Source organism: Catellatospora coxensis, from assembly GCF_016862635.1.
Taxonomy (GTDB): Bacteria; Actinomycetota; Actinomycetes; order Mycobacteriales; family Micromonosporaceae; genus Catellatospora; species Catellatospora coxensis.
Map to the genome: position 1 here is coordinate 29597 of NZ_BONI01000053.1, position 18235 is coordinate 47831.

The 18235-nt window shown below is 72.5% G+C and carries 16 protein-coding genes; 7 read left to right on the plus strand and 9 right to left on the minus strand.

From position 1 onward, the window contains the following. Nucleotides 1–12: 12 nt before the first annotated feature. Both Cco03nite_RS27460 and Cco03nite_RS27465 read right to left on the minus strand, forming a co-directional pair. Nucleotides 13–492 carry a hemerythrin domain-containing protein gene (locus Cco03nite_RS27460; RefSeq protein WP_203695137.1) on the minus strand — a complete coding sequence of 160 codons (480 nt, stop codon included), beginning with the start codon at nt 490–492 and terminating at the stop codon, nt 13–15. A gap of 122 nt (nt 493–614) precedes the next feature. Then, complete coding sequence (locus Cco03nite_RS27465; RefSeq protein WP_203695139.1) at nt 615–1109, minus strand: GNAT family N-acetyltransferase; 495 nt, start codon at nt 1107–1109, stop codon at nt 615–617. A gap of 350 nt (nt 1110–1459) precedes the next feature. On the opposite strand from Cco03nite_RS27465, the gene xynA reads away from it, so the two are divergent. Further along, nucleotides 1460–2443, plus strand: a complete 984-nt coding sequence (gene xynA, locus Cco03nite_RS27470; RefSeq protein WP_203695141.1) for an endo-1,4-beta-xylanase XynA — start codon at nt 1460–1462, stop codon at nt 2441–2443. A gap of 51 nt (nt 2444–2494) precedes the next feature. Here xynA and Cco03nite_RS27475 read toward each other — a convergent pair whose 3' ends face one another. Further along, complete coding sequence (locus Cco03nite_RS27475) at nt 2495–3604, minus strand: hypothetical protein (protein ID WP_203695143.1); 1110 nt, start codon at nt 3602–3604, stop codon at nt 2495–2497. A gap of 96 nt (nt 3605–3700) precedes the next feature. Here Cco03nite_RS27475 and Cco03nite_RS27480 point away from each other — a divergent pair, with 96 nt between their 5' ends. Beyond that, the gene (locus Cco03nite_RS27480; protein ID WP_203695145.1) at nt 3701–4075 is read left to right on the plus strand and encodes a PadR family transcriptional regulator; all 375 of its coding nucleotides are present in this window, start codon (nt 3701–3703) and stop codon (nt 4073–4075) included. Further along, entirely contained in the window at nt 4072–5439 is a 1368-nt protein-coding gene (locus tag Cco03nite_RS27485) for a permease prefix domain 1-containing protein (RefSeq protein ID WP_203695147.1), read from the plus strand. Before Cco03nite_RS27480 ends, Cco03nite_RS27485 begins: the two co-directional genes overlap by 4 nt. Before the next feature lie 51 nt (nt 5440–5490). Here the strand turns inward: Cco03nite_RS27485 and Cco03nite_RS27490 are convergent, their stop codons facing one another. The 3 genes from Cco03nite_RS27490 to Cco03nite_RS27500 all read right to left on the minus strand — a co-directional run bounded on the left by Cco03nite_RS27490 (nt 5491) and on the right by Cco03nite_RS27500 (nt 7733). Then, nucleotides 5491–6483: a tyrosinase family protein gene (locus Cco03nite_RS27490; protein WP_203695149.1), complete on the minus strand. Its 993-nt coding sequence runs from the start codon at nt 6481–6483 to the stop codon at nt 5491–5493. Next, nucleotides 6480–7031 carry a hypothetical protein gene (locus Cco03nite_RS27495; RefSeq protein ID WP_203695151.1) on the minus strand — a complete coding sequence of 184 codons (552 nt, stop codon included), beginning with the start codon at nt 7029–7031 and terminating at the stop codon, nt 6480–6482. The genes Cco03nite_RS27490 and Cco03nite_RS27495 overlap by 4 nt, the downstream gene beginning before the upstream one ends. Nucleotides 7032–7160: 129 nt before the next feature. Next, entirely contained in the window at nt 7161–7733 is a 573-nt protein-coding gene (locus Cco03nite_RS27500; RefSeq protein WP_203695153.1) for a GNAT family N-acetyltransferase, read from the minus strand. Nucleotides 7734–7785: 52 nt separating this feature from the next. Between Cco03nite_RS27500 and Cco03nite_RS27505 the strand changes: the two genes are divergently transcribed. The 3 genes from Cco03nite_RS27505 (at nt 7786) to Cco03nite_RS27515 (ending at nt 9758) form a co-directional block, all read left to right on the plus strand. Continuing rightward, complete coding sequence (locus Cco03nite_RS27505; RefSeq protein WP_203695155.1) at nt 7786–9126, plus strand: MFS transporter; 1341 nt, start codon at nt 7786–7788, stop codon at nt 9124–9126. Then, nucleotides 9104–9277, plus strand: a complete 174-nt coding sequence (locus Cco03nite_RS27510; protein ID WP_203695157.1) for a hypothetical protein — start codon at nt 9104–9106, stop codon at nt 9275–9277. Before Cco03nite_RS27505 ends, Cco03nite_RS27510 begins: the two co-directional genes overlap by 23 nt. Before the next feature lie 178 nt (nt 9278–9455). After that, complete coding sequence (locus Cco03nite_RS27515; RefSeq protein ID WP_203695159.1) at nt 9456–9758, plus strand: DUF427 domain-containing protein; 303 nt, start codon at nt 9456–9458, stop codon at nt 9756–9758. 10 nt (nt 9759–9768) lie between these two features. On the opposite strand, the gene Cco03nite_RS27520 is transcribed toward Cco03nite_RS27515, so the two are convergent. Beyond that, entirely contained in the window at nt 9769–11772 is a 2004-nt protein-coding gene (locus tag Cco03nite_RS27520; RefSeq protein WP_239167712.1) for an amylo-alpha-1,6-glucosidase, read from the minus strand. 150 nt (nt 11773–11922) lie between these two features. On the opposite strand from Cco03nite_RS27520, the gene argG reads away from it, so the two are divergent. Then, complete coding sequence (argG, locus tag Cco03nite_RS27525) at nt 11923–13374, plus strand: argininosuccinate synthase (protein WP_203695163.1); 1452 nt, start codon at nt 11923–11925, stop codon at nt 13372–13374. 151 nt (nt 13375–13525) lie between these two features. Here the strand turns inward: argG and Cco03nite_RS27530 are convergent, their stop codons facing one another. Further along, nucleotides 13526–15604 (minus strand): HEAT repeat domain-containing protein, encoded by a 2079-nt coding sequence (locus Cco03nite_RS27530; protein ID WP_203695165.1) that lies wholly within the window; start codon nt 15602–15604, stop codon nt 13526–13528. 120 nt (nt 15605–15724) lie between these two features. Then, nucleotides 15725–18019 carry a HelD family protein gene (locus Cco03nite_RS27535; protein WP_203695167.1) on the minus strand — a complete coding sequence of 765 codons (2295 nt, stop codon included), beginning with the start codon at nt 18017–18019 and terminating at the stop codon, nt 15725–15727. Nucleotides 18020–18235: the final 216 nt, after the last annotated feature.

Genomic DNA, 18235 nt, shown 5'->3' on the forward strand with positions numbered 1-18235 from the left:
CACCCCGGCGGATCAGCCCACGTGGTCGCGGAACCGGAACACCGGGTCGGCCCAGCCGGTGTCCGCCACGCCCCGGTCGAGCGCCTCGCCGAGCACGCGCTCCTCGTAGGCGAAGTGGGATTCCATGATCGCCGTCAGGCCGTCGAGCTCGCGGCCGATCTCCTCCGGCGTGCCGCCGGGCGACCCGGCGAGTTCGGCCACCCGGGACAGGATCGAGGTGATCAGGCCGTGGTCCTCGACGAGTTTGGCGATCGTCGGGGCCAGGTCAGGGCGTTCGCCGAGCAGCTCGGCGAACATCCCGGCGTCCTCGCCCCGGTGATGCGAGGTCAACGCGGCGCAGAAGGCCAGGCAGTGGGTGACGAGCGCGTCGTGGCCGACATCGCGGCGGGTGATACCCGATCTGATCTCGCGGACACGCCGCCGCAGTTCCTGATGCGCTTGCGCGAGCTGGGTGCTCAAGGCGACCACGCGGTCGCCGGCAGGGGAAGCCACCTGGGCCGGTCCCTTCGGTTCCACACCTCCATGCCTGGCGCGGTCCGCCACCGGCACGCGATGCTGCCAGCATCCGATCATGGAACGTGCGGGGAGGGCAACCCGGGGCGCTTCGACGCCCGTCAGCCGGCCGCCAGCTCCTTCGCCATGATCTGCTCGCGGCGCACGCCGTCGGGCATCAGGTCACCGACCTCCTCGGTGAGCTGGAAGCCATTACGCCGGTAGAGGCCGGTGGCGGCGTCGTTGCCCTCGACCACGGCCAGCTTCAGCACCTGCGCGCGCTCCTGCCGGGCCCACTGCTCGACCGCCGCCAGCAGCCGGTCGCCGACACCCCGGCCGCGGGCGTCGGGGCGCACCCACATCGAGATCAGCTCGACCACGCGGTCCTCGGTCGGCACACCGCTGGCCATGCCGGCCGGGCGGCCGTCGAGCAGCGCGACGAGGTTGTACGAGCCGGGGATCTCCAGCCGCCCCCGCCACCGCTCGGGACGGTCACCGTCGCCCTGCCAGTCCGCCAGCCGGGACCCGAAGGCGTACGGCGCCTCGGCCAGCGCGGCGAGCCGCAGCTCCCGCCAGATCGGCCAGTCGTCCGGGGCCAGCACCCGCAATTCGATCATGGCAGCAGTCTGCCCCCGCGCCCGGCGCACCGCCACCCCTTTGCGGCACGCCGATGCCGGGCTTCCGGCGCATCGTGCACCCGGAAGCACTCCGAAACTTTCGGCCGACGGCATCGGGTGAAGCATGACCGTCCGCCGCCGCCCGACCGCGTCCGCGCCGCGACACCATATGGCGAAACGTGCACAACGAACCGGGCGCGCCATCGCCACGTGGCACCGATAGTTTCCGGAAGTCGTTGACATCCCAGCGACGCCGAACGAATACTTGCGCCATCGACAGACGTCAACCCCGTCGATCCCGGGAGACCCGAACCGTCCCGTCGGAACCCTCACGAGGAGGAAGCACCCCCATGAACGCACCCGCTCCCCCGAACCGCCGCGGCCGCGCCAGGCTGCTGCTCGGCGCCGCCTGCGTCGCGGCGATGCTCGCCGCCTCGACGGCGCTGCCCGGCATCGCGAACGCGGCGGTGACCTCGAACCAGACCGGCACCAACAACGGCTACTTCTACTCGTTCTGGACCGACAGCCAGGGCACCGTGTCCATGGAGCTCGGCTCCGGCGGCAACTACAGCACCTCGTGGAGCAACACCGGCAACTTCGTCGCCGGCAAGGGCTGGAGCACCGGCGGCCGCCGGTCGGTGACCTACTCGGGCAGCTTCAACCCGTCCGGCAACGCGTACCTGACGCTCTACGGCTGGACCCGCAACCCGCTGGTCGAGTACTACATCGTCGACAACTGGGGCACCTACCGGCCCACCGGCACGTACAAGGGCACCGTCACCAGCGACGGCGGCACGTACGACATCTACCAGACGACGCGCTACAACGCCCCGTCCATCGAGGGCACCAGGACGTTCAACCAGTACTGGAGCGTGCGGCAGTCGAAGAAGACCGGCGGCACCATCACCTCCGGCAACCACTTCGACGCGTGGGCGAGCAAGGGCATGAGCCTCGGCAGCCACGACTACATGATCCTGGCCACGGAGGGCTACCAGAGCAGCGGCAACTCCAACATCACGCTGGGCTCCTCCGGCGGAGGCGGCGGTGGTGGAGGCGGTGGGGGCGGCGGCGGCTGCACCGCGACGCTGTCCGCCGGACAGCAGTGGAGCGACCGCTACAACCTGAACGTCTCGGTCAGCGGGGCCACCAACTGGACCGTGACGATGAACGTGCCGTCCCCGGCGAAGGTGCTCGCCACCTGGAACGTCAGCGCGAGCTACCCGACCGCCCAGCAGCTGGTCGCCAGACCCAACGGCAACGGCAACAACTGGGGCGTCACCATCCAGCACAACGGCAATCACACCTGGCCCACGGTCTCCTGCGCCGCGGGTTGACCCGGATGATCCAGCCGGGGCGCGACGGCTCACGGACCGTCGCGCCCCGGCTCACGCCCCGCGCAGCCGGGCGACCAGCTCCGCGGCGCGCCGCCACCAGTACTCGTACCGGCCCGGGAACTGCTCGTTCAGCCGGTCCAGGCGCTCGAAGGCCTCGGCGGCGTAGGCGGGGTCGTCCTCGGCGTCGCCGATGAGCAGGCACACGTTGGCCAGCGAGCCCTCGACCAGCAGCGGCGCGTGCTCGGCGTACTCGCGCAGGATCGGCTCCGCCCGCCGGGCGGTCCGCGCGGCCTCCGCCCGGCGGCCCAACGCCAGCAGGACCTCGGCCTCGGTGGACAGCGGCATCGCCCAGCGGCGGCGCTGCACGGCGGTCACCGGTTCCCCGTCGGTCTCCCGCAGCACGTCGCCGGCCTCCTCGACCATGGCGAGCGCCTCGTCGAGGTGGCGGGTGCGGGTCAGCGTGGTGGCGTGGTTGGTCAGCGCGGTGGCGAGCAGGTGCCGGGCCGCCCGGCCGGTCTGCGTACGGGCCAGCGTGATCGCCTCGGTCTCGGCGGCCGCGGCGTCGGCGAACCGGGCGAGCAGGGTGAGTGAGGTGCCCCGCAGCACCAGCAGCTCGATCTCGATCTCGCGGTGGCTGCCCGGGGCGGTGGTGCGCAGCACGTCGAGGGCCTGTTCCAGCGGCGCGAGGGAGGCTGCGGTGCGGCCGAGGTCGGCCAGCGCGGCGCCGCGGTTGAGCAGCAGCGGCACCCGGCCCACGGCCGACAGCACCTCGGGCGCGGTCTGCTCCAGCTCGGCGAACAGGTCCAGGGCCCGCTCCCCCGCCGCGAGGCTCTCGGCGGCGTGCCCGAGCTGGCGCAGCACGAAGCTGCGCAGCGACATCAGCTCCGCGCCTAGCACGTGCACCAGCTCCGAGTCCTGCACGGCCGGCGAACGCCAGGTCTGCTCGGCCGCGTCCAGCGTGCGCAGCGCCGCCGGGCGGTCCGGCTCGTCCTGTACGGCCTGCCAGCGGGCCATGCACAGGCGGACCCAGACGAGCATGGTCGCGCCGTCGTCGCCGTCGAGCGCGTACAGCGTCTCCAGCTCGCGGGCGAAGCGCAGCGCGCCCGCGTGGTCGCCGAGGTTGGCCAGCCGCTGGGCCGAGGTGAGTGGATCCTGCTGCACCCGCCCAGCCTGCCACACCATGATCACGGCTTGCGTTGCGCCGCCGCTATACCTAGAACTAAGATGCATAACAGTTCTAGGTATAGGCGGTTTCTCGTGCACATCACGAAAGATCTCGTCGCGGCCTCGGCGACCCCCCTCGTGCTGGGCATCCTGGCCGAGGGCGAGAGCTACGGCTACGCGATCCTCAAACAGGTCAACGAGCTGTCCGGCGGCCACCTCGAGTGGACCGACGGCCTGCTCTACCCGCTGCTGCACCGGCTGGAGCGGCTGGGCCACGTCGAGTCGACCTGGCACACCCCGGTCGAGGGGCGGCGGCGCAAGTACTACCGCATCACCGAGCAGGGCCTGAACGAGCTGGCCGAGCAGCGCCGGCAGTGGGCCGCGGTCGTGGACACCCTGCGCGGCGTCTGGAACGCCGGGGCGTCGCTGCGCCCCATCCCCGCCCCCGCCTGGGGCGTGGCCGGATGACGGTGGACAGCGGCAACGAACTCGAACAGCAGATCGCCGAGTGGCGGGCGTACATGCGCCGCCGCCGGGAACTGCACACCACCGACGCCGAGGAGCTGGAGGACCACCTCCGCGACCGGATCGCGGAGCTGACCTCGGCGGGCCTGCACGCCGACGAGGCGTTCCTCATCGCCGTCAAGCGCATGGGCAGCCTCGACGAGCTGTCCCGCGAGTTCGCCCGGGAGCACTCCGAGCGGCTGTGGAAGCAGCTCGTGCTGACCGGCGACGACGCCGGCAAGCCGAGCAGCGGCAACCGGCGCGAGCTGTTCATCATGATCGCGTTCGCGGCCGTGGCGGCGCTCGGCATCAAGGCGCCGGCGCTGTTCGGGGTGAGCATGGAGGGCGGCGGCACCTTCTACGCCCGCAACCTCGGCCTGTTCGCGCTCGCCCCGCTGGCGGCGTACTTCGCCTGGCGGCGGCGCCTGGCACCGGCCGTGATCGGCGTGCTGGCCGCGCTGTTCGCGGTCGGCGCGGCGGCGGTCAACGCGTTCCCGATGGCCGAGGACTCGCAGACGATCGTGCTCAGCGCCATCCACCTGCCGATCGCGCTCTGGCTCGTGGTGGGCGTCGCCTACACCGGCGGCGACTGGCGCAACGACCGGCGGCGGATGGACTTCATCCGGTTCACCGGCGAGTGGTTCATCTACTTCGTGCTGATCGCCCTCGGCGGCGGGGTGCTGACCGCGTTCACCGTCGGCACCTTCTCGGCCATCGGCCTGGACGCCGAGACGTTTGTCGGCACGTGGCTGGTGCCGTGCGGCGCGATGGCCGCCGTCGTGGTCGCGGCCTGGCTGGTGGAGGCCAAGCAGAGCGTCATCGAGAACATGGCGCCCGTGCTGACCCGCGTGTTCACCCCGCTGTTCACGGTCACCCTGGTGGTGCTGCTCGGCGCGATCGTGTGGTCGAGCAACGGCATCGACGTCGAGCGCGACGTGCTGATCATCTTCGACCTGCTGCTGGTCGTCGTGCTGGGCCTGCTGCTGTACGCCATCTCGGCCCGCGACCCGGCCGCCCCGGCCGGGATCTTCGACAAGGTGCAGCTCGCCCTCGTGGTCACCGCGCTCGTCATCGACGTGCTGGTGCTGGCCGCGATCACGGGCCGGATCACCGAGTTCGGCTTCACCGCCAACAAGACCGCCGCGCTGGGCGAGAACCTCGTCCTGCTGGCCAACCTGTCCTGGTCGGCGTGGCTGTTCTTCGGCTTCGTCCGCGGCAGGCTGCCGTTCGGCCGGCTGGAGCGCTGGCAGACCCGCTACCTGGTGGTGTACGCGGCCTGGGCCTGGATCGTCGTGCTGGCGTTCCCGCCCCTGTTCGCCTTCGCCTGAGCGAAGGACGGGCGACGGCGCGGCCCATCGGGCCGCGCCGTCGCGCTTCTCCTAGGCGATCGAGTCGTAGCTGTACCAGGCGGACGGGTCGAGCACCTGGGACGGGGTCAGCGGCTCGCCGAGCAGCGTGACCATGGTGTCGTTCGGGCCCTGCCCGCTGGGCCGCTGGTCGTCGCCGTCGCCCGGGGCGTAGGAGCGCCCGCCGCGGGTGAGCCACGCCTCCCACAGCCGGTCCACGTTGCAGTGGTTGAGATAGAACAGCGGGTCGTTGGGCGAGCTGCCCGGACCCATGTCACCGCCGACCCACACGTGCACCCGGTTGTGCATCTGCGGGCTGCCCGCCTGGCCGACCCGGCGCGGGTCGATCCAGCCCTCCACCCGGTTGCGGAAGCCGTCGGAGCTGACGTCCCAGGGCGCGCTGTCGTAGCCGATCCCCTCTTCGAGGGCCCACTTGGCGTCCTCGGCCGTCGGCAGGCCCGGCACGTCGGTGTCGGTGCCCGCGTTGCGCTGCAGCGGACGCGGCGCGACCGACCAGAGCTGCGTGCCGTAGCCCATCAGCCGCACCCGCATCGCCGCGAGAGGGCCGCTGACCACGTCGCCGCGCGCGTCGCCCAGCGCCGCCGCCCCCCACAGCGAGCTGACGTGCTGCTGGTCGGCGGGCAGGCCGCCGTCGACGGTCCAGTCCCAGTACGGCAGGCCGGCGTCGGGGTCGCCGGTGACCCGCTGGATCTGCTGCTCCAGGCGCAGCAGGAACATGCGGTGCCAGGGCAGGAAGATCGGGCCGCCGTGGGCCAGGTTGCGCATCGGCCGCTGCGGGCTGCTCGGCATCTGCATCGCCACGAAGTGCCACAGCACGAACAGGTCCCAGGTCGTCAGCGGCTGGTCGACGCCGTACAGCCGGAAACCCGGCAGGGACGGCGACAGCAGCTGGTTGAGCTGCGACGTGGTGTAGCCCGACTGCTCGGCGTTGAGGGCGACGACACCGGCCAGGAAGCGGTCGCGGGCGGCGTCGGAGGTCTGGATGTCGGCGCGTACGGCGGTCACCGGTGCCCCTCCCCGTGGTGCTCGTGCTGGTCGTGGTCGTGCGGCTGGGGCTGCGCCGGGACCGGCTGCTGGTGCCCGTGCTCGCCGTGCTGGTGGTCCGGGCCGTGCTCGTGGTCCGTGCCGTGCCGGCCCTGGTCGGGCACGCAGCAGGTGGTGCCGTTGCCGCAGTGCTCGCCGTGCTCGCCGGTCAGGCAGCCGAGCTCGTCGGCGGCCGGCGGCTCGGTGCCGAAGTAGTCCAGGACCCGCTTGCACATGTCGATCGCCGACGGCAGCGCGTACTGCGGCAGCCCGTGATAGTGGACCGCGCCGTTGTCGAGGACCTCCAGGCCGCCTTCCAGCGGCTTGCCGTCAATAGTGATCTTGTATGTGGTCTCGATGCGGATCTCCCGCCCGCGGTGCACCGCCGTGCGCACCGACGTCGACACCCCGTCGACGCCGTGCGCGTGCCCGTGGCCGGCCGTCGACGGGTCGGGCAGCCCGTACCCGCCCGCCTCCAGAGCGGCGGTGAACCCGGCGCGCGCCGGACCGTCGTCCTTGGTGAAACTCACGTGTTCCTCCACCGTGCTGCGACACCCGGGGCGAACACCGCCGCGGGCCAACGCACTGTGGCACCGGCGCGCGGCGCCCGCCAACGGCTCGACGCCATTCCGACAGGCACGCCACCCGGACGGCGGAGGTCAGCCCGCTGCGGCCGGGCCCGGTGACCGCCACTCGCGGTCGAGGACGGCGAAGACGAGCTGGTCGGCCCATTCGCCGCGGAACAGGTAGCTCTCGACGTGGCGGGCCTCCCGGCGCATGCCGAGCCGCGCCATCAGCCGTGCCGACGCCTCGTTGCCGGCGTGGCAGCGGGCGTACACCCGGTGCAGGCCGAACTCGCCGAACGCCCAGTCCAGCAACGCTCGGGCGGCTTCGGTGGCCAGCCCCCGGCCGCCGTGGTCGGGGTGGAAGACGTATCCGAGTTCGGCCGTGTGATCGGCCTGGCTGCGCCAGACCAGTTCCACGGTCCCGATCACCCTGCCCTCGGCGACGGCGGCCAGGGTCAGGCAGTCGCCCTCGGCGCGCAGCGCGTCCTCGGCCGCCATCGCGGTCACCGACGCCAGCGACTGCTCGCGGGTGCGCGGTCCCGCGCCGAGCATCCAGCGCACGACGTCGGGCCGGCTCTGCCAGGCGTACACGTCGTCCAGGTCGTCCAGGGTGATCGGGCGCAGCGTGAGCCGCTCGGTGCGCAGCGGGTACGTCGGGTGGGACATCAGGCGATCCTAGGCGGGGCGGGCGCGGGCGGTCCGTGGATTTCAGCCCACCGTGCTGCGCAACCGGAACTTCCGTCTGCTGTGGACCGCGTCCACGATCGACTCCTTCGGCTCCTGGCTGCTGGTGATGGCGGTGCCGCTGCAGGCGTACCGGCTGACGGACTCGGCGATGTCGACCGGGCTCGCGCTGGCCGTCCAGGCCCTGCCCACGATGGCGATCGGACCGTGGGCCGGATTGACGGTGGACCGGTGGCCACGCAAGCGGATCATCGTCACCGCCAACCTGGCGAGCGCGGGCGCTGTGGCGATGATGGTCCTGGCCACGACCGCGGACCGGGTGTCCCTGCTCTACGTGGGCCTGCTGGCCGAAAGCATCGCCGTCTGCTTCCTGCGGCCCGCGCTCGGGGCGGTGGCCCCGGCTGTGGTCGGCAGCGAGCCGGACCTCGCCTCGGCCAACGCCCTGTCCGCCTTCGCCAACAGCGCCTTTCGGATGCTCGGCCCGCTGCTCGGCACCTACCTGGTGGCCACGGGCTGGTTCCAGGCGGTGGTGCTGGTCGATGTGGCGAGCTACCTGGCCGCCGCGGCGATCATCACACGGGTCGCCATCCCCGCCACCGGCCCGTCGCCCGAAACCGCCCGGCGGATCACCGCCGAGCTGCGCGCGGGGCTGCGCCACGTGGTCCGCACCCCGCTGCTGCGCGGGCTGCTGACGACCAGCGGGATCTACTGGACCGCGAACGCCGCGCTCACCGCGCTGCTGATCCCCTTCGTCGCCGACCGGCTGCACGCCTCCGGGGAAACCCTGGGCCGGCTGATCGCGGGGCTGGGCGTCGGCTACCTCTGCGGGTCCGCGATCAGCAGGATCATGATTTCGCGGTATGCGACGCGCGCCGTCCTGACGGTCGCGTACGCCGCGGTGGGTGTCTGCTTTCTGGTGATGTTCACCGCGACCTCGCCGCACGTCGCGGTGCTCGCCCTGGCGGTGGGCGGGGTGCCCGGGGCGGTGGCGCAGATCGTCACCGGGCATCGCGTGCAGACCTCGACCCCGGACGGCATGCTGGGCCGGGTCTCGGCCGCCTTCCACACCGGCGACGCCACGGCCGCGGTCGCCGGCGCGCTGCTCGCCCCGGCCGCGGTGGCGCTCGCGGGGCTGGGCCCGGCCCTGCTCGCGTTCACCGTGCTGGTGCTCGCGACCGCGGTCCTGGCCGGGCTGGTCCTCCCGCCGGGCTCAGCCGCCCAGGGCGACCGCGGCGCCGAGGCAGACGAGCGTGCCGCCGGTGAGCAGCTGCAGCCCGCGGTGCACGGCAGGTCGCGACACGAGCGTGCGGCCGCGGTTCACCGCCCAGGTGAACAGCACGTACCAGGCGGCGGTGACCAGGCTGGCGCAGCATGAGCGCCTGTCCGGCGCCGGGCAGCATGGCGAGCAGCCAGGTGGTGCCGATGAACAGGGCGACGTCGGTGGGCATGTCTTTCAGGATGGCCGGGAATCGGCATTCAGAGAAGTTAAAGATCATGTGTACCGGCTCGTGGCAGGCGGCGTATGACCCGTCCGCTGTTTGACGGGGCGCTATCGGGGTAGCCGTCATTCGACCCGATTTGTCGACGAGAACCTGATGAGCGCGTGACCGCCTTGACCGGCTGCTGACCGCCGGCGCGGGGTGGCTGTCCACCAGCCACCCGCGCGCGGCCCGCGAAGCCGGGGGCGGCGAGGACGTGAGGCCGGTGCGAGTGCGTGCCGTGTGGCGGGGTGCGGTGTTGGCCGACGGCGAGGACACGGTCCGCGCCGGCGGCGTCGTCTACTTCGCCGCCGCCGACGTGGCCTGGCAGTACCTGCGTCCCAGCACGAGGCGGACCGTGTGCCCGTGGAAGGGCGTCGCCACCTATTTCACGATCGTGGTCGGCGAGGTCGCCGACCGTGACGCGGCCTGGGCCTACCGCCGGCCCTGGGCGTCGGGGCGCAGGCTGAGCGGCCGAGTCGGGTTCGGCGGCGGTGTGGAGATCGTGACCTCTCGCGCGACCCGCTGATCACCGCGCATCAGATCTCGACGGTATGCCGCCGACCGCGGACCAGGACGTTCTCCAGGCGCATCGGGCCGTCGAACGCCGCGGGGCGCTCGGCCCGGCGCAGGGCGCCGTCCACGACGTCGAGGCCGAACAGGGTGCGCAGCACCAGCAGGACCGAGCCCGCCGACCAGGCCTGCGGTGAGGAGGGCGTCGGGTACTCCACCGGCTTGTTGCCCTCGCGGTCGAAGCCCGCGAAGACCTCGGGCAGCCGGTATCCGAACGCGGCCGCCGCTTCGAGCAGCTTGATCGCGAGTTCGGCGGCCCGGTCGCGGTGGCCGTACCGGCGCAGGCCCTCGGCGACGATCGCGGTGTCGTGCGGCCAGACGGTGCCGTCGTGGTACTCGATCGGGTTGTAGCCGTGGTCGGCGCTGGACATGGTCCGTACGCCCCAGCCGGAGGACATCCGGGGGTCGAGCAGCAGCGCGACGGTGGCCGCGGCGTGCTCGTCGTCGACGATGCCGCTCCACAGCAGGTGCCCGATGTTCGAGGTGGCCGCGTCGACCTGGCGCTTGTCGCCGTCGAGGGCGAGCACGAAGTGGCCGCGCCCGGGGTGCCAGAAGTCGGTGTTGAAGCGCTGCCGCAGGGCGGCCGCCTCCTTTTCGAGCTGCTCGGCCAGGTCGGGGTCGCCCCACAGCTCCCGGGCCAGGCGCGCCGTGCGGATCCGCGCGTCGTAGGCGTACCCCTGGATCTCGCAGGTGGCGATGGGCGGGCTCGCGATCCGCCCGTCGGCGTACATGATCGAGTTCCAGGAGTCCTTCCAGCACTGGTTGGCCAGGCCCTGCGGGGACCGGGTGCGGTATTCGAGGTAGCCGTCGCCGTCGGGGTCGGCCGGGCCGCGCATCCAGCCCACCGCGGCGCGGGCCGCCGGTTCGAGCTGCCGGACCAGCGCGGTGTCGGCGGTCCAGCGCTCGTACTCGTCGAGCAGGATCAGGAACAGCAGCGTCGCGTCGTGGGTGCCGTAGTAGGGGCTGTGCGGGGTGCGGCCGGTGAAGGTCAGCTCGCCGTGGCGCAGCTCGTGCGGGATCTTGCCCGGGTCGGCGTCGCGGAAGTCGTCGGTCTCGGTGGCCTGGACCATGGACAGGGCCAGCAGGGTGGTCCGGGCCAGCCGGGGATGGAACGGCAGCGCCTGGTACGCGGTGATCAGGCTGTCCCGGCCGAACAGCGCCATGAACCAGGGCGCCCCGGCCGCCGGCACCGAGTGCGCGCTGCCCTTGAGCGGGTGGAAGCGCAGCGCGGCCAGGTCCATCAGGGCGTGCCGGTACGCGTGCCGGGCCGGGTCGAACGTGGTGTGCAGGACCGGGGCGGCGTCCAGCCACTGCTGCATGGTCTGCGGCATGTCCGGCTCCAGCTGCCCGAAGCCGCCGTGCCCGACCCGCAGCGGGTGCTCGCCGTCGTTGTCGGAGCAGGTCACGTCGATGCACGTCATCCACTCGCCGTGGGCGGGCAACCGCACCGCCCACCGTATGCCCGTCGGGCCGAGTTCTCCCGGCTCGCTGAAGACGACGGCGGTCGCCCGGGTGAAGTCGCCGTTGCGGTACGCGAAGGTCACCGTGCCGTCGGCGACGGTGGCGTTCACCTGGCGGGGGCCGATGTTCGCGTCCTTGACCTCGAAGATGTCGGCGAAGTCGGCGTCCAGCGACAGTTCGAGGACCAGCTCGCACACCTCGTCGCCGTAGTTCTGCACGATGACGTCCTCGTGCACGCCGGTGGACACGATGCGGTCGCGCCGGACGGACAGGGCCGGGTTGACCCCGACGCTCGCGCTGGGCAGGGTCGCGTGGATGCGCGCCGAGTAGTACTGGGGCGTGTCGAAGCTGAGCAGGCGCAGCTCCTCGCCGTTGAGCGTCAGCCGCCAGACGGAGAGGTGACGGGTGTCGGCGAAGTAGAGGCCGTCGTCGGGCCCGCCGGTGTCGCCGAGGCCGTCCGTGGTGAAGAAGGTGCTGCCGTCGAGCAGTGTGAGCCGTGCCTGCGACATCGCCACCACCCCAGGCTAGACCGGCCATGGTGCGCTCCCGGGCAGGTCAGCGCATCACCACCCGCCGCCGGGCCACGTACGGGTGATGCCCGCGACTCGCTCCACCACGCAACTTGCATAGTCATACGGCCGTGTGCATATACTTTGCAGGTGTCCAAGGTCCTAACGTCCCTTCCTGTCGGTGAACACGTCGGAATCGCCTTCTCCGGCGGACTCGACACCTCTGTGGCTGTCGCGTGGATGCGCGAAAAGGGTGCGATTCCGTGCACCTACACCGCAGACATTGGCCAATATGATGAACCGGACATCGCGTCGGTTCCCGGTCGCGCGCACGCGTACGGCGCGCAGATCGCCCGGCTGGTCGACTGCCGCGCGGCCCTCGTCGAGGAGGGCCTGGCCGCGCTGGCCTGCGGCGCGTTCCACATCCGCTCCGGCGGCCGCGCCTACTTCAACACCACCCCGCTCGGCCGTGCCGTGACCGGCACCCTGCTGGTGCGGGCGATGCTGGAGGACGGCGTGCAGGTGTGGGGCGACGGCTCCACCTTCAAGGGCAACGACATCGAGCGCTTCTACCGCTACGGCCTGCTGGCCAACCCGTCGCTGCGGATCTACAAGCCGTGGCTGGACGCCCAGTTCGTCAGCGAGCTCGGCGGCCGCAAGGAGATGTCCGAGTGGCTGCTCGCCCGTGACCTGCCCTACCGGGACAGCACCGAGAAGGCGTACTCCACCGACGCCAACCTCTGGGGCGCGACCCACGAGGCCAAGTCGCTGGAACGCCTGGACACCGGCATCGAGATCGTCGAGCCGATCATGGGCGTGCGATTCTGGGACAGCTCGGTGCAGATCGAGCCCGAGGACGTCACCATCGGCTTCCAGCAGGGCCGGCCGGTGACCATCAACGGCAAGGAGTTCGGCTCCGCCGTGGACCTGGTCATGGAGGCCAACGCCATCGGCGGCCGGCACGGCCTGGGCATGTCCGACCAGATCGAGAACCGGATCATCGAGGCCAAGAGCCGGGGCATCTACGAGGCCCCCGGCATGGCGCTGCTGCACGCCGCGTACGAGCGGCTGGTCAACGCGATCCACAACGAGGACACCGTCGCGGCGTACCACAACGACGGCCGCCGCCTGGGCCGGCTGCTGTACGAGGGCCGCTGGCTCGACCCGCAGTCGCTGATGCTGCGCGAGGCCCTGCAGCGCTGGGTCGGCTCGGCGATCACCGGCCAGGTCACCCTGCGGCTGCGGCGCGGCGAGGACTACTCGGTCCTGGACACCACCGGCCCCACGCTGAGCTACCACCCGGACAAGCTGTCCATGGAGCGCACCGAGGACTCCGCGTTCGGCCCCGTCGACCGCATCGGCCAGCTGACCATGCGCAACCTCGACATCGCCGACTCGCGCGCCAAGCTGGAGCAGTACGCCCAGCTCGGCATCGTCGGCGGCGGCCCGCACCTGCAGGTCACCGCCGCCGTCCCGCCCGGCCCGCACCAGCTCATCGGCGCGCTGCCCGAGGGCGGCGCCGACACCATCGCCTCCCGCGGCCACGCCCCCGGCGACGACGAACTGCTCGACAACGCCGCCATGGAGTCCGGCACCGACTGACAGCCCCGAACAAAGGAAGGGCACCTTCTTAACGCTCCGCGTTATAGAAGGTGCCCTTCCAACCATCAGACCAGCCTTGAGCAGGGCAAGCCTGGCGGCCGGCCGACGGTGTCGCCGCGGCCGACGCCGGGCCGGCGGGCGCGCTGTGGTGTCACTCCAGTGCCGTGACCGCTGCCCGCAAGCGGTCGCGCAGCTCCTCGTCGTTCCACACGAGGTCGGGTTCGAGACCGGCGACGACGACGGCCTCGTCGCGCTCGGCCAGCTCACGCAGCAACGGCAGCGCGTCGGCGTGTCCCATCTCGACGATCAGGTCCACCGCCTCCCGCGCGGGGTTCAGCCAACCGCTCTCCAGGCAGCGGCGCAGGCACGGCATGAGCTCGGCCGGGGGCGTCCCGAACGCCCACAGCGTCCGCGCGGCGGCGACCCCGGCGCGGCCGTCGTCGTCCAACCAGACCCGGCAGACCTCGGCGAGGGTCCGGTCGTCCACCTGCCGGACCAGGTCCAGCGCCTCCGCGGCGACGTGTTTCGCCACCGGAAGGTCGCCGCTCAGGCAACCCCGGGCGACGGCCGACGGCACGTCGGTCTCGGCGGTCGCCGCCCACAGCAGCCGGGCAGCGGCCAGCCGCAGCCGGCCGTGGTGCTGCTCCCCCAGCGCCACCGCGCGCAGGTCGCCGGCCAGCTCACCCAGGCACGCTCCGGCCGGGATGGCATCGCGCAGGCCCCGTTCGACGTCGTAGCGCGCGGTGCCGTCGGGCGGCTCCTGCTCGGCTGTCCGGCGGGCGGAATCCAGGCGCAACCGCACCGCAGCGACCAGCGGCTCCGTCGCTCCGGTCAGCCGCCACAGGTCGACCGCGTCGGTGATCGAGCCGGTCGCCGCGGCCGCGCTCACGCTGCCGACCACGACCGGCGAGTCGTCGCCGAGCGCGGCCAGGACGCCGCCGGCGAGAACGCCGTACGCCGGCACGAGCTCCCGCAGCCGTGCCACCAGCGGCGACGCCGCCGCGCCCCAGGGGCCGAACGCGGCTCGCAGTGTCGCGAACTCGGCCCGGTCGGCGCTGCTCACCGCACCGGTCGGCAGCGCGTCCAGCCGGGCCCGCACCGCCGCGACGGTCTCGGGGTTGACCGGCGCGGCTCCGCGGTGGAGGTGATGGCCGCCGCCCGCGCGGGCCCCGGCGCAGGCGAAGCCGACCCAGCGCGGATCACCGAGCCGGATCAGAGCCTGCACCGCGTACAGCTCCGCGGTGAAGCCCTGCGCCGTCGCGACGGCCGGGTAGCCGGCCGCGATCTCGGCCAGTTCGTCGCGGTGGCACGCGCCCGCCGGCCCCGCCTGGCGGATCACGTCGGCAGCGGCCGACCGCGTCCGCGGGTCGTCGAGCAGCGCTTTCGGCAGCGGCATGAAGCGCTCCCGCGCTGACCGCCGTTCCCGGAACAGCACACTCGTGATCCACAGTGCCGTGCCGCGGACCTCCGCCGATGCGGCGTTCAGCAGCCTGGTCAGCAGTTCTTCCCGGACCGGTTCAGGCGCGTCGACGACGAGTTCGGTGGTCGGCTCGTGCTCGCCGTGCCAGTCGTCGTCGAGGTCGGCCTCCGCCTCGTACACCTCGACCAGCGCCGCGGCGGCGCCGTCGGGCCAGAGCAGGCCGGCCCGCCGCATGGCGAGCGCGGCGGCCAGGCGCACCTCGGGCTCGTCGTCGCGGAAAGCCTCGATCAGAGTCTCCGCGCTGCCTTCCGCATCGCACCCGGCCAGCGCGAACAGCAGCGCGACGCGTACGTCCGTCTCGTCCTCGGACTCCCACAGCGCCAGGAGATCGGCTGCCGGCACCGCCTTGGTCTGCGCGGCGAGGTACACCACGGCGGCGCGGACCTCCTGCTCCTCGTCGTCCAGCAGAGGAGCCAGCGCCGCCGCGTGCTCCCGCACGGCCGTCTGGACCGCGGGCAGGTCCCGGCCGTGGGAGTGGGCCGGGTCGGCCAGCGCGCCGATCCAGGTCACCAGGTCCGCGCGCCGGTGCACGGCGTGCAACGCCGCGTCGATCAGCGCCGGCACCGCCGCGACCGTCGCCGGATACACCGTGCCCTGGTGGTTGATGCTGGCCCACAGTGCGCTGTGCGCCGCGGCGACCTTGGCATCGTCGGCTGAGCACAGGTCGCCGAGCAACCCGGGGGTGTCGATCGCCGGGCCGTAGGCGTGTTCCAGCGACGCCCAGTCGATCGTGTGCACGTCCGTGGTCATGCGCGGCACCGTACCGGACTGCCATGTCGTGCGTGCGGCTACATCTTCTTTGATGTGGGCACATCAAAGAAGATGTAGCCGCAGTCGAAACGACCTTCGCACGGCCGGGACTACGCCGAGTCACTCAGGCTCAGGCACCAGAGCGGGTGGCAGCGGAGCACGGTGCAGGATGTCGAGCCGGGCGACCGCGCGGGTCAGCACGACGTACAGCCGTTGCCGGCCGCGGGGTTCGGCTGCCACGATGGCGGCGGGCTCCACGACGATGACGTGGTCGTATTCGAGGCCCTTGACCAGGCCCGCCGGCACCAGCGTGACGTGCGGCGCGTCGGCCAGCGGGCCGAGCGCCTCGATCAGGTGGTCGGCGGCGACAACCGCGACGCTGCGATCGTGCGGCGCGTCGCGGGCGGCCTCCCGCACCGCCGCGGCGAGGTCGTCGACCTGCCGCACCGACAGCTCTCCCCCGGGCCGGTACGACCGCGTCGGCGCGATGCCCGGGGCGAGCATCCGCGCCGCGTAGTCGGCGAGGGTCTGCGGCACCCGGTATCCGGTGCGCAGATCGAGCATCCGCGCCTCGCGCCGGTCGAGCCGGGCCAGCAGCTCCTTCCAGGACGCGGCGGCCAGCGGATGGGTCGCCTGGCCGAGGTCGCCGACGATGGTCATCGACGCGTACGCGGCCCGGCGGGCGATCATCCGGCACTCCATCGGCGACAGGTCCTGCGCCTCGTCGAGGATCACGTGGGCGTAGTCGTCCCAGGTGGCCGGTTCGTCGTCCGGTTCGGCCACCGGCAGCGGCTCGGCGAGCACGGGCACGTAACCGTCCTCGCCGTACGGGTCGTGCCCGTCGATCCAGCTGACGACCTGGTGGCCTTCCCGCAGGATGATCGCGGCGGCCCAGCGCTGCGCGGCGGCGATCGCGTCGTTGTCGATCGACTGCCCGGCGACGGCCATCGGGGTGGGCAGTCCGGGGGCGTACAGGCTCCAGCCGTCGTGCAGCCCGAGGCTGAGCACGAACGTGTCCACGAGCTGCGGGCCCGTGGTCAGTTCGCGCAGCCGGGCGGGCTCGGCGCGCGGGGCCGGGGCGGCGGGCGGCTCGCCGAGCAGTTCGGTCAGCTCGTCCAGCAGCGGCACGTCGTCGATCGACCAGTCCGCGCCCCCGCGGTAGGAGGCGGCGAGGATCCCGGCCGCGTCGCCGAGCACGCCGCGGGTCCGGGCGGCGTCGGCGAGCCAGGCCAGCACGTCGGGCGGGCTCAGCCGGGGCCACCAGGCGACGAGGAAGCTCCGGAACTCCGGGCGGTCGCCGACGTCGTCGACGAACAGGTCCCGGTCCAGGTGTTCGCCGTCGACCTCGGCCCACAGCGCCTCCAGCAGCGCCTTCGCGGCGAGGGGCCGGGCGCTGTTGGGCAGCGTCCCGGTGGCCGCGGCGGCGGCGCGCACCCGCTCGCGCACCGCGGACAGCTCACCGTGGCCGATCTTCAGGACCTGGCCCGCGTACACCAGTTTCAGCTGGTCCGGTGCGCTCGGCGGGGCCTGCCAGATCAGCTCCGCCAGCACCGCGTCCATGCGGGTGCTGCCCTTGATCTCGGCGACCGGCGCGGGGTCGCGGCGGACCGCGCTGACGCCGTCGACCAGCTCGCCGAGGGCGCGCAGCTGGATGCTGTCCTCGCCGAGCGCGGGCAGGACCCGGCTGATGTAGTTGGTGAAGACGGTGGACGGCCCGACGACCAGGACCCGGCCGTCGGCGAACCGGCCCCGGTCGGTGTAGAGCAGGTACGCCGCGCGGTGCAGGGCGACCTGCGTCTTGCCCGTGCCCGGACCGCCGCTGATCAGGGTGACGCCGCGGGCGGGGGCGCGGATCGCCTCGTCCTGCTCGCGCTGGATGGTGGTGACGATGTCGCGCATCTGCGGGCCGCGGGCCCGCTGCAGGGCGGCGAGCAGCGACCCTTCGCCGAGCACGCGCAGGTTTCCGGCGTCGTCGGGGGTCAGCAGGTCGTCGTCGAGGTCGACGACCTCGCGGCCGCGGCTGATGATGACGCGGCGGCGGACGACCCCGAGCGGTTCGCCGGGCGTGGCCCGGTAGAAGGCCGCCGCGGCGGGGGCCCGCCAGTCGATGAGCAGCGGCTCGCGGTCCTCGTCGCGGACGCCGAGACGGCCGATGCGGTAGGTCTCGCCGTCGTCGAAGTCGAGGCGGCCGAATACGAGCCCTTCGGCTTCGGCGTCCAGCGCCCGCAGCTTGCCCGCCGCGTGGTGGACCATCGCGTCGCGTTCCACGAGTCCGCCGGCGGGACCGGCGGCGGCGCGCCCGTGGCCCTCGCGGGCCAGCTGCTCGGCCTGGGCGCGCATGGCCTCGGTCCGGTCGTAGACCCGGTCGACGACCTGCTGCTCGACGGCGATCTCCTGCGTTCTGACGTCAGGCACAGTGCTCCCATGGAGTCGCGAATGGGGTGGAGTGACGAGCATATGTGCGGCTCAGCGCACAAAGATCGTCATTCGGGCCGATTCGAGAGGCAGGTGCCGTCGGTTAGACTGGAACCGCGGGAGGGACAAGCGAGAGCTTGGCACACCTCCCGTCGCCGTATCCGGCGAGCGCGGCACCCGACCCTCACCTATATTCATCTCCATCGAGGATGGTCC

Bases quoted from the DNA above. Each gene is read 5' to 3' on its own strand.
- xynA (WP_203695141.1), top strand. From the start codon at position 1,460: ATGAACGCACCCGCTCCCCCGAACCGCCGCGGCCGCGCCAGGCTGCTG.
- Cco03nite_RS27520 (WP_239167712.1), bottom strand. From the start codon at position 11,772: ATGTCGCAGGCACGGCTCACACTGCTCGACGGCAGCACCTTCTTCACC.
- Cco03nite_RS27530 (WP_203695165.1), bottom strand. From the start codon at position 15,604: ATGACCACGGACGTGCACACGATCGACTGGGCGTCGCTGGAACACGCC.
- Cco03nite_RS27465 (WP_203695139.1), bottom strand. From the start codon at position 1,109: ATGATCGAATTGCGGGTGCTGGCCCCGGACGACTGGCCGATCTGGCGG.
- Cco03nite_RS27500 (WP_203695153.1), bottom strand. From the start codon at position 7,733: ATGTCCCACCCGACGTACCCGCTGCGCACCGAGCGGCTCACGCTGCGC.
- Cco03nite_RS27485 (WP_203695147.1), top strand. From the start codon at position 4,072: ATGACGGTGGACAGCGGCAACGAACTCGAACAGCAGATCGCCGAGTGG.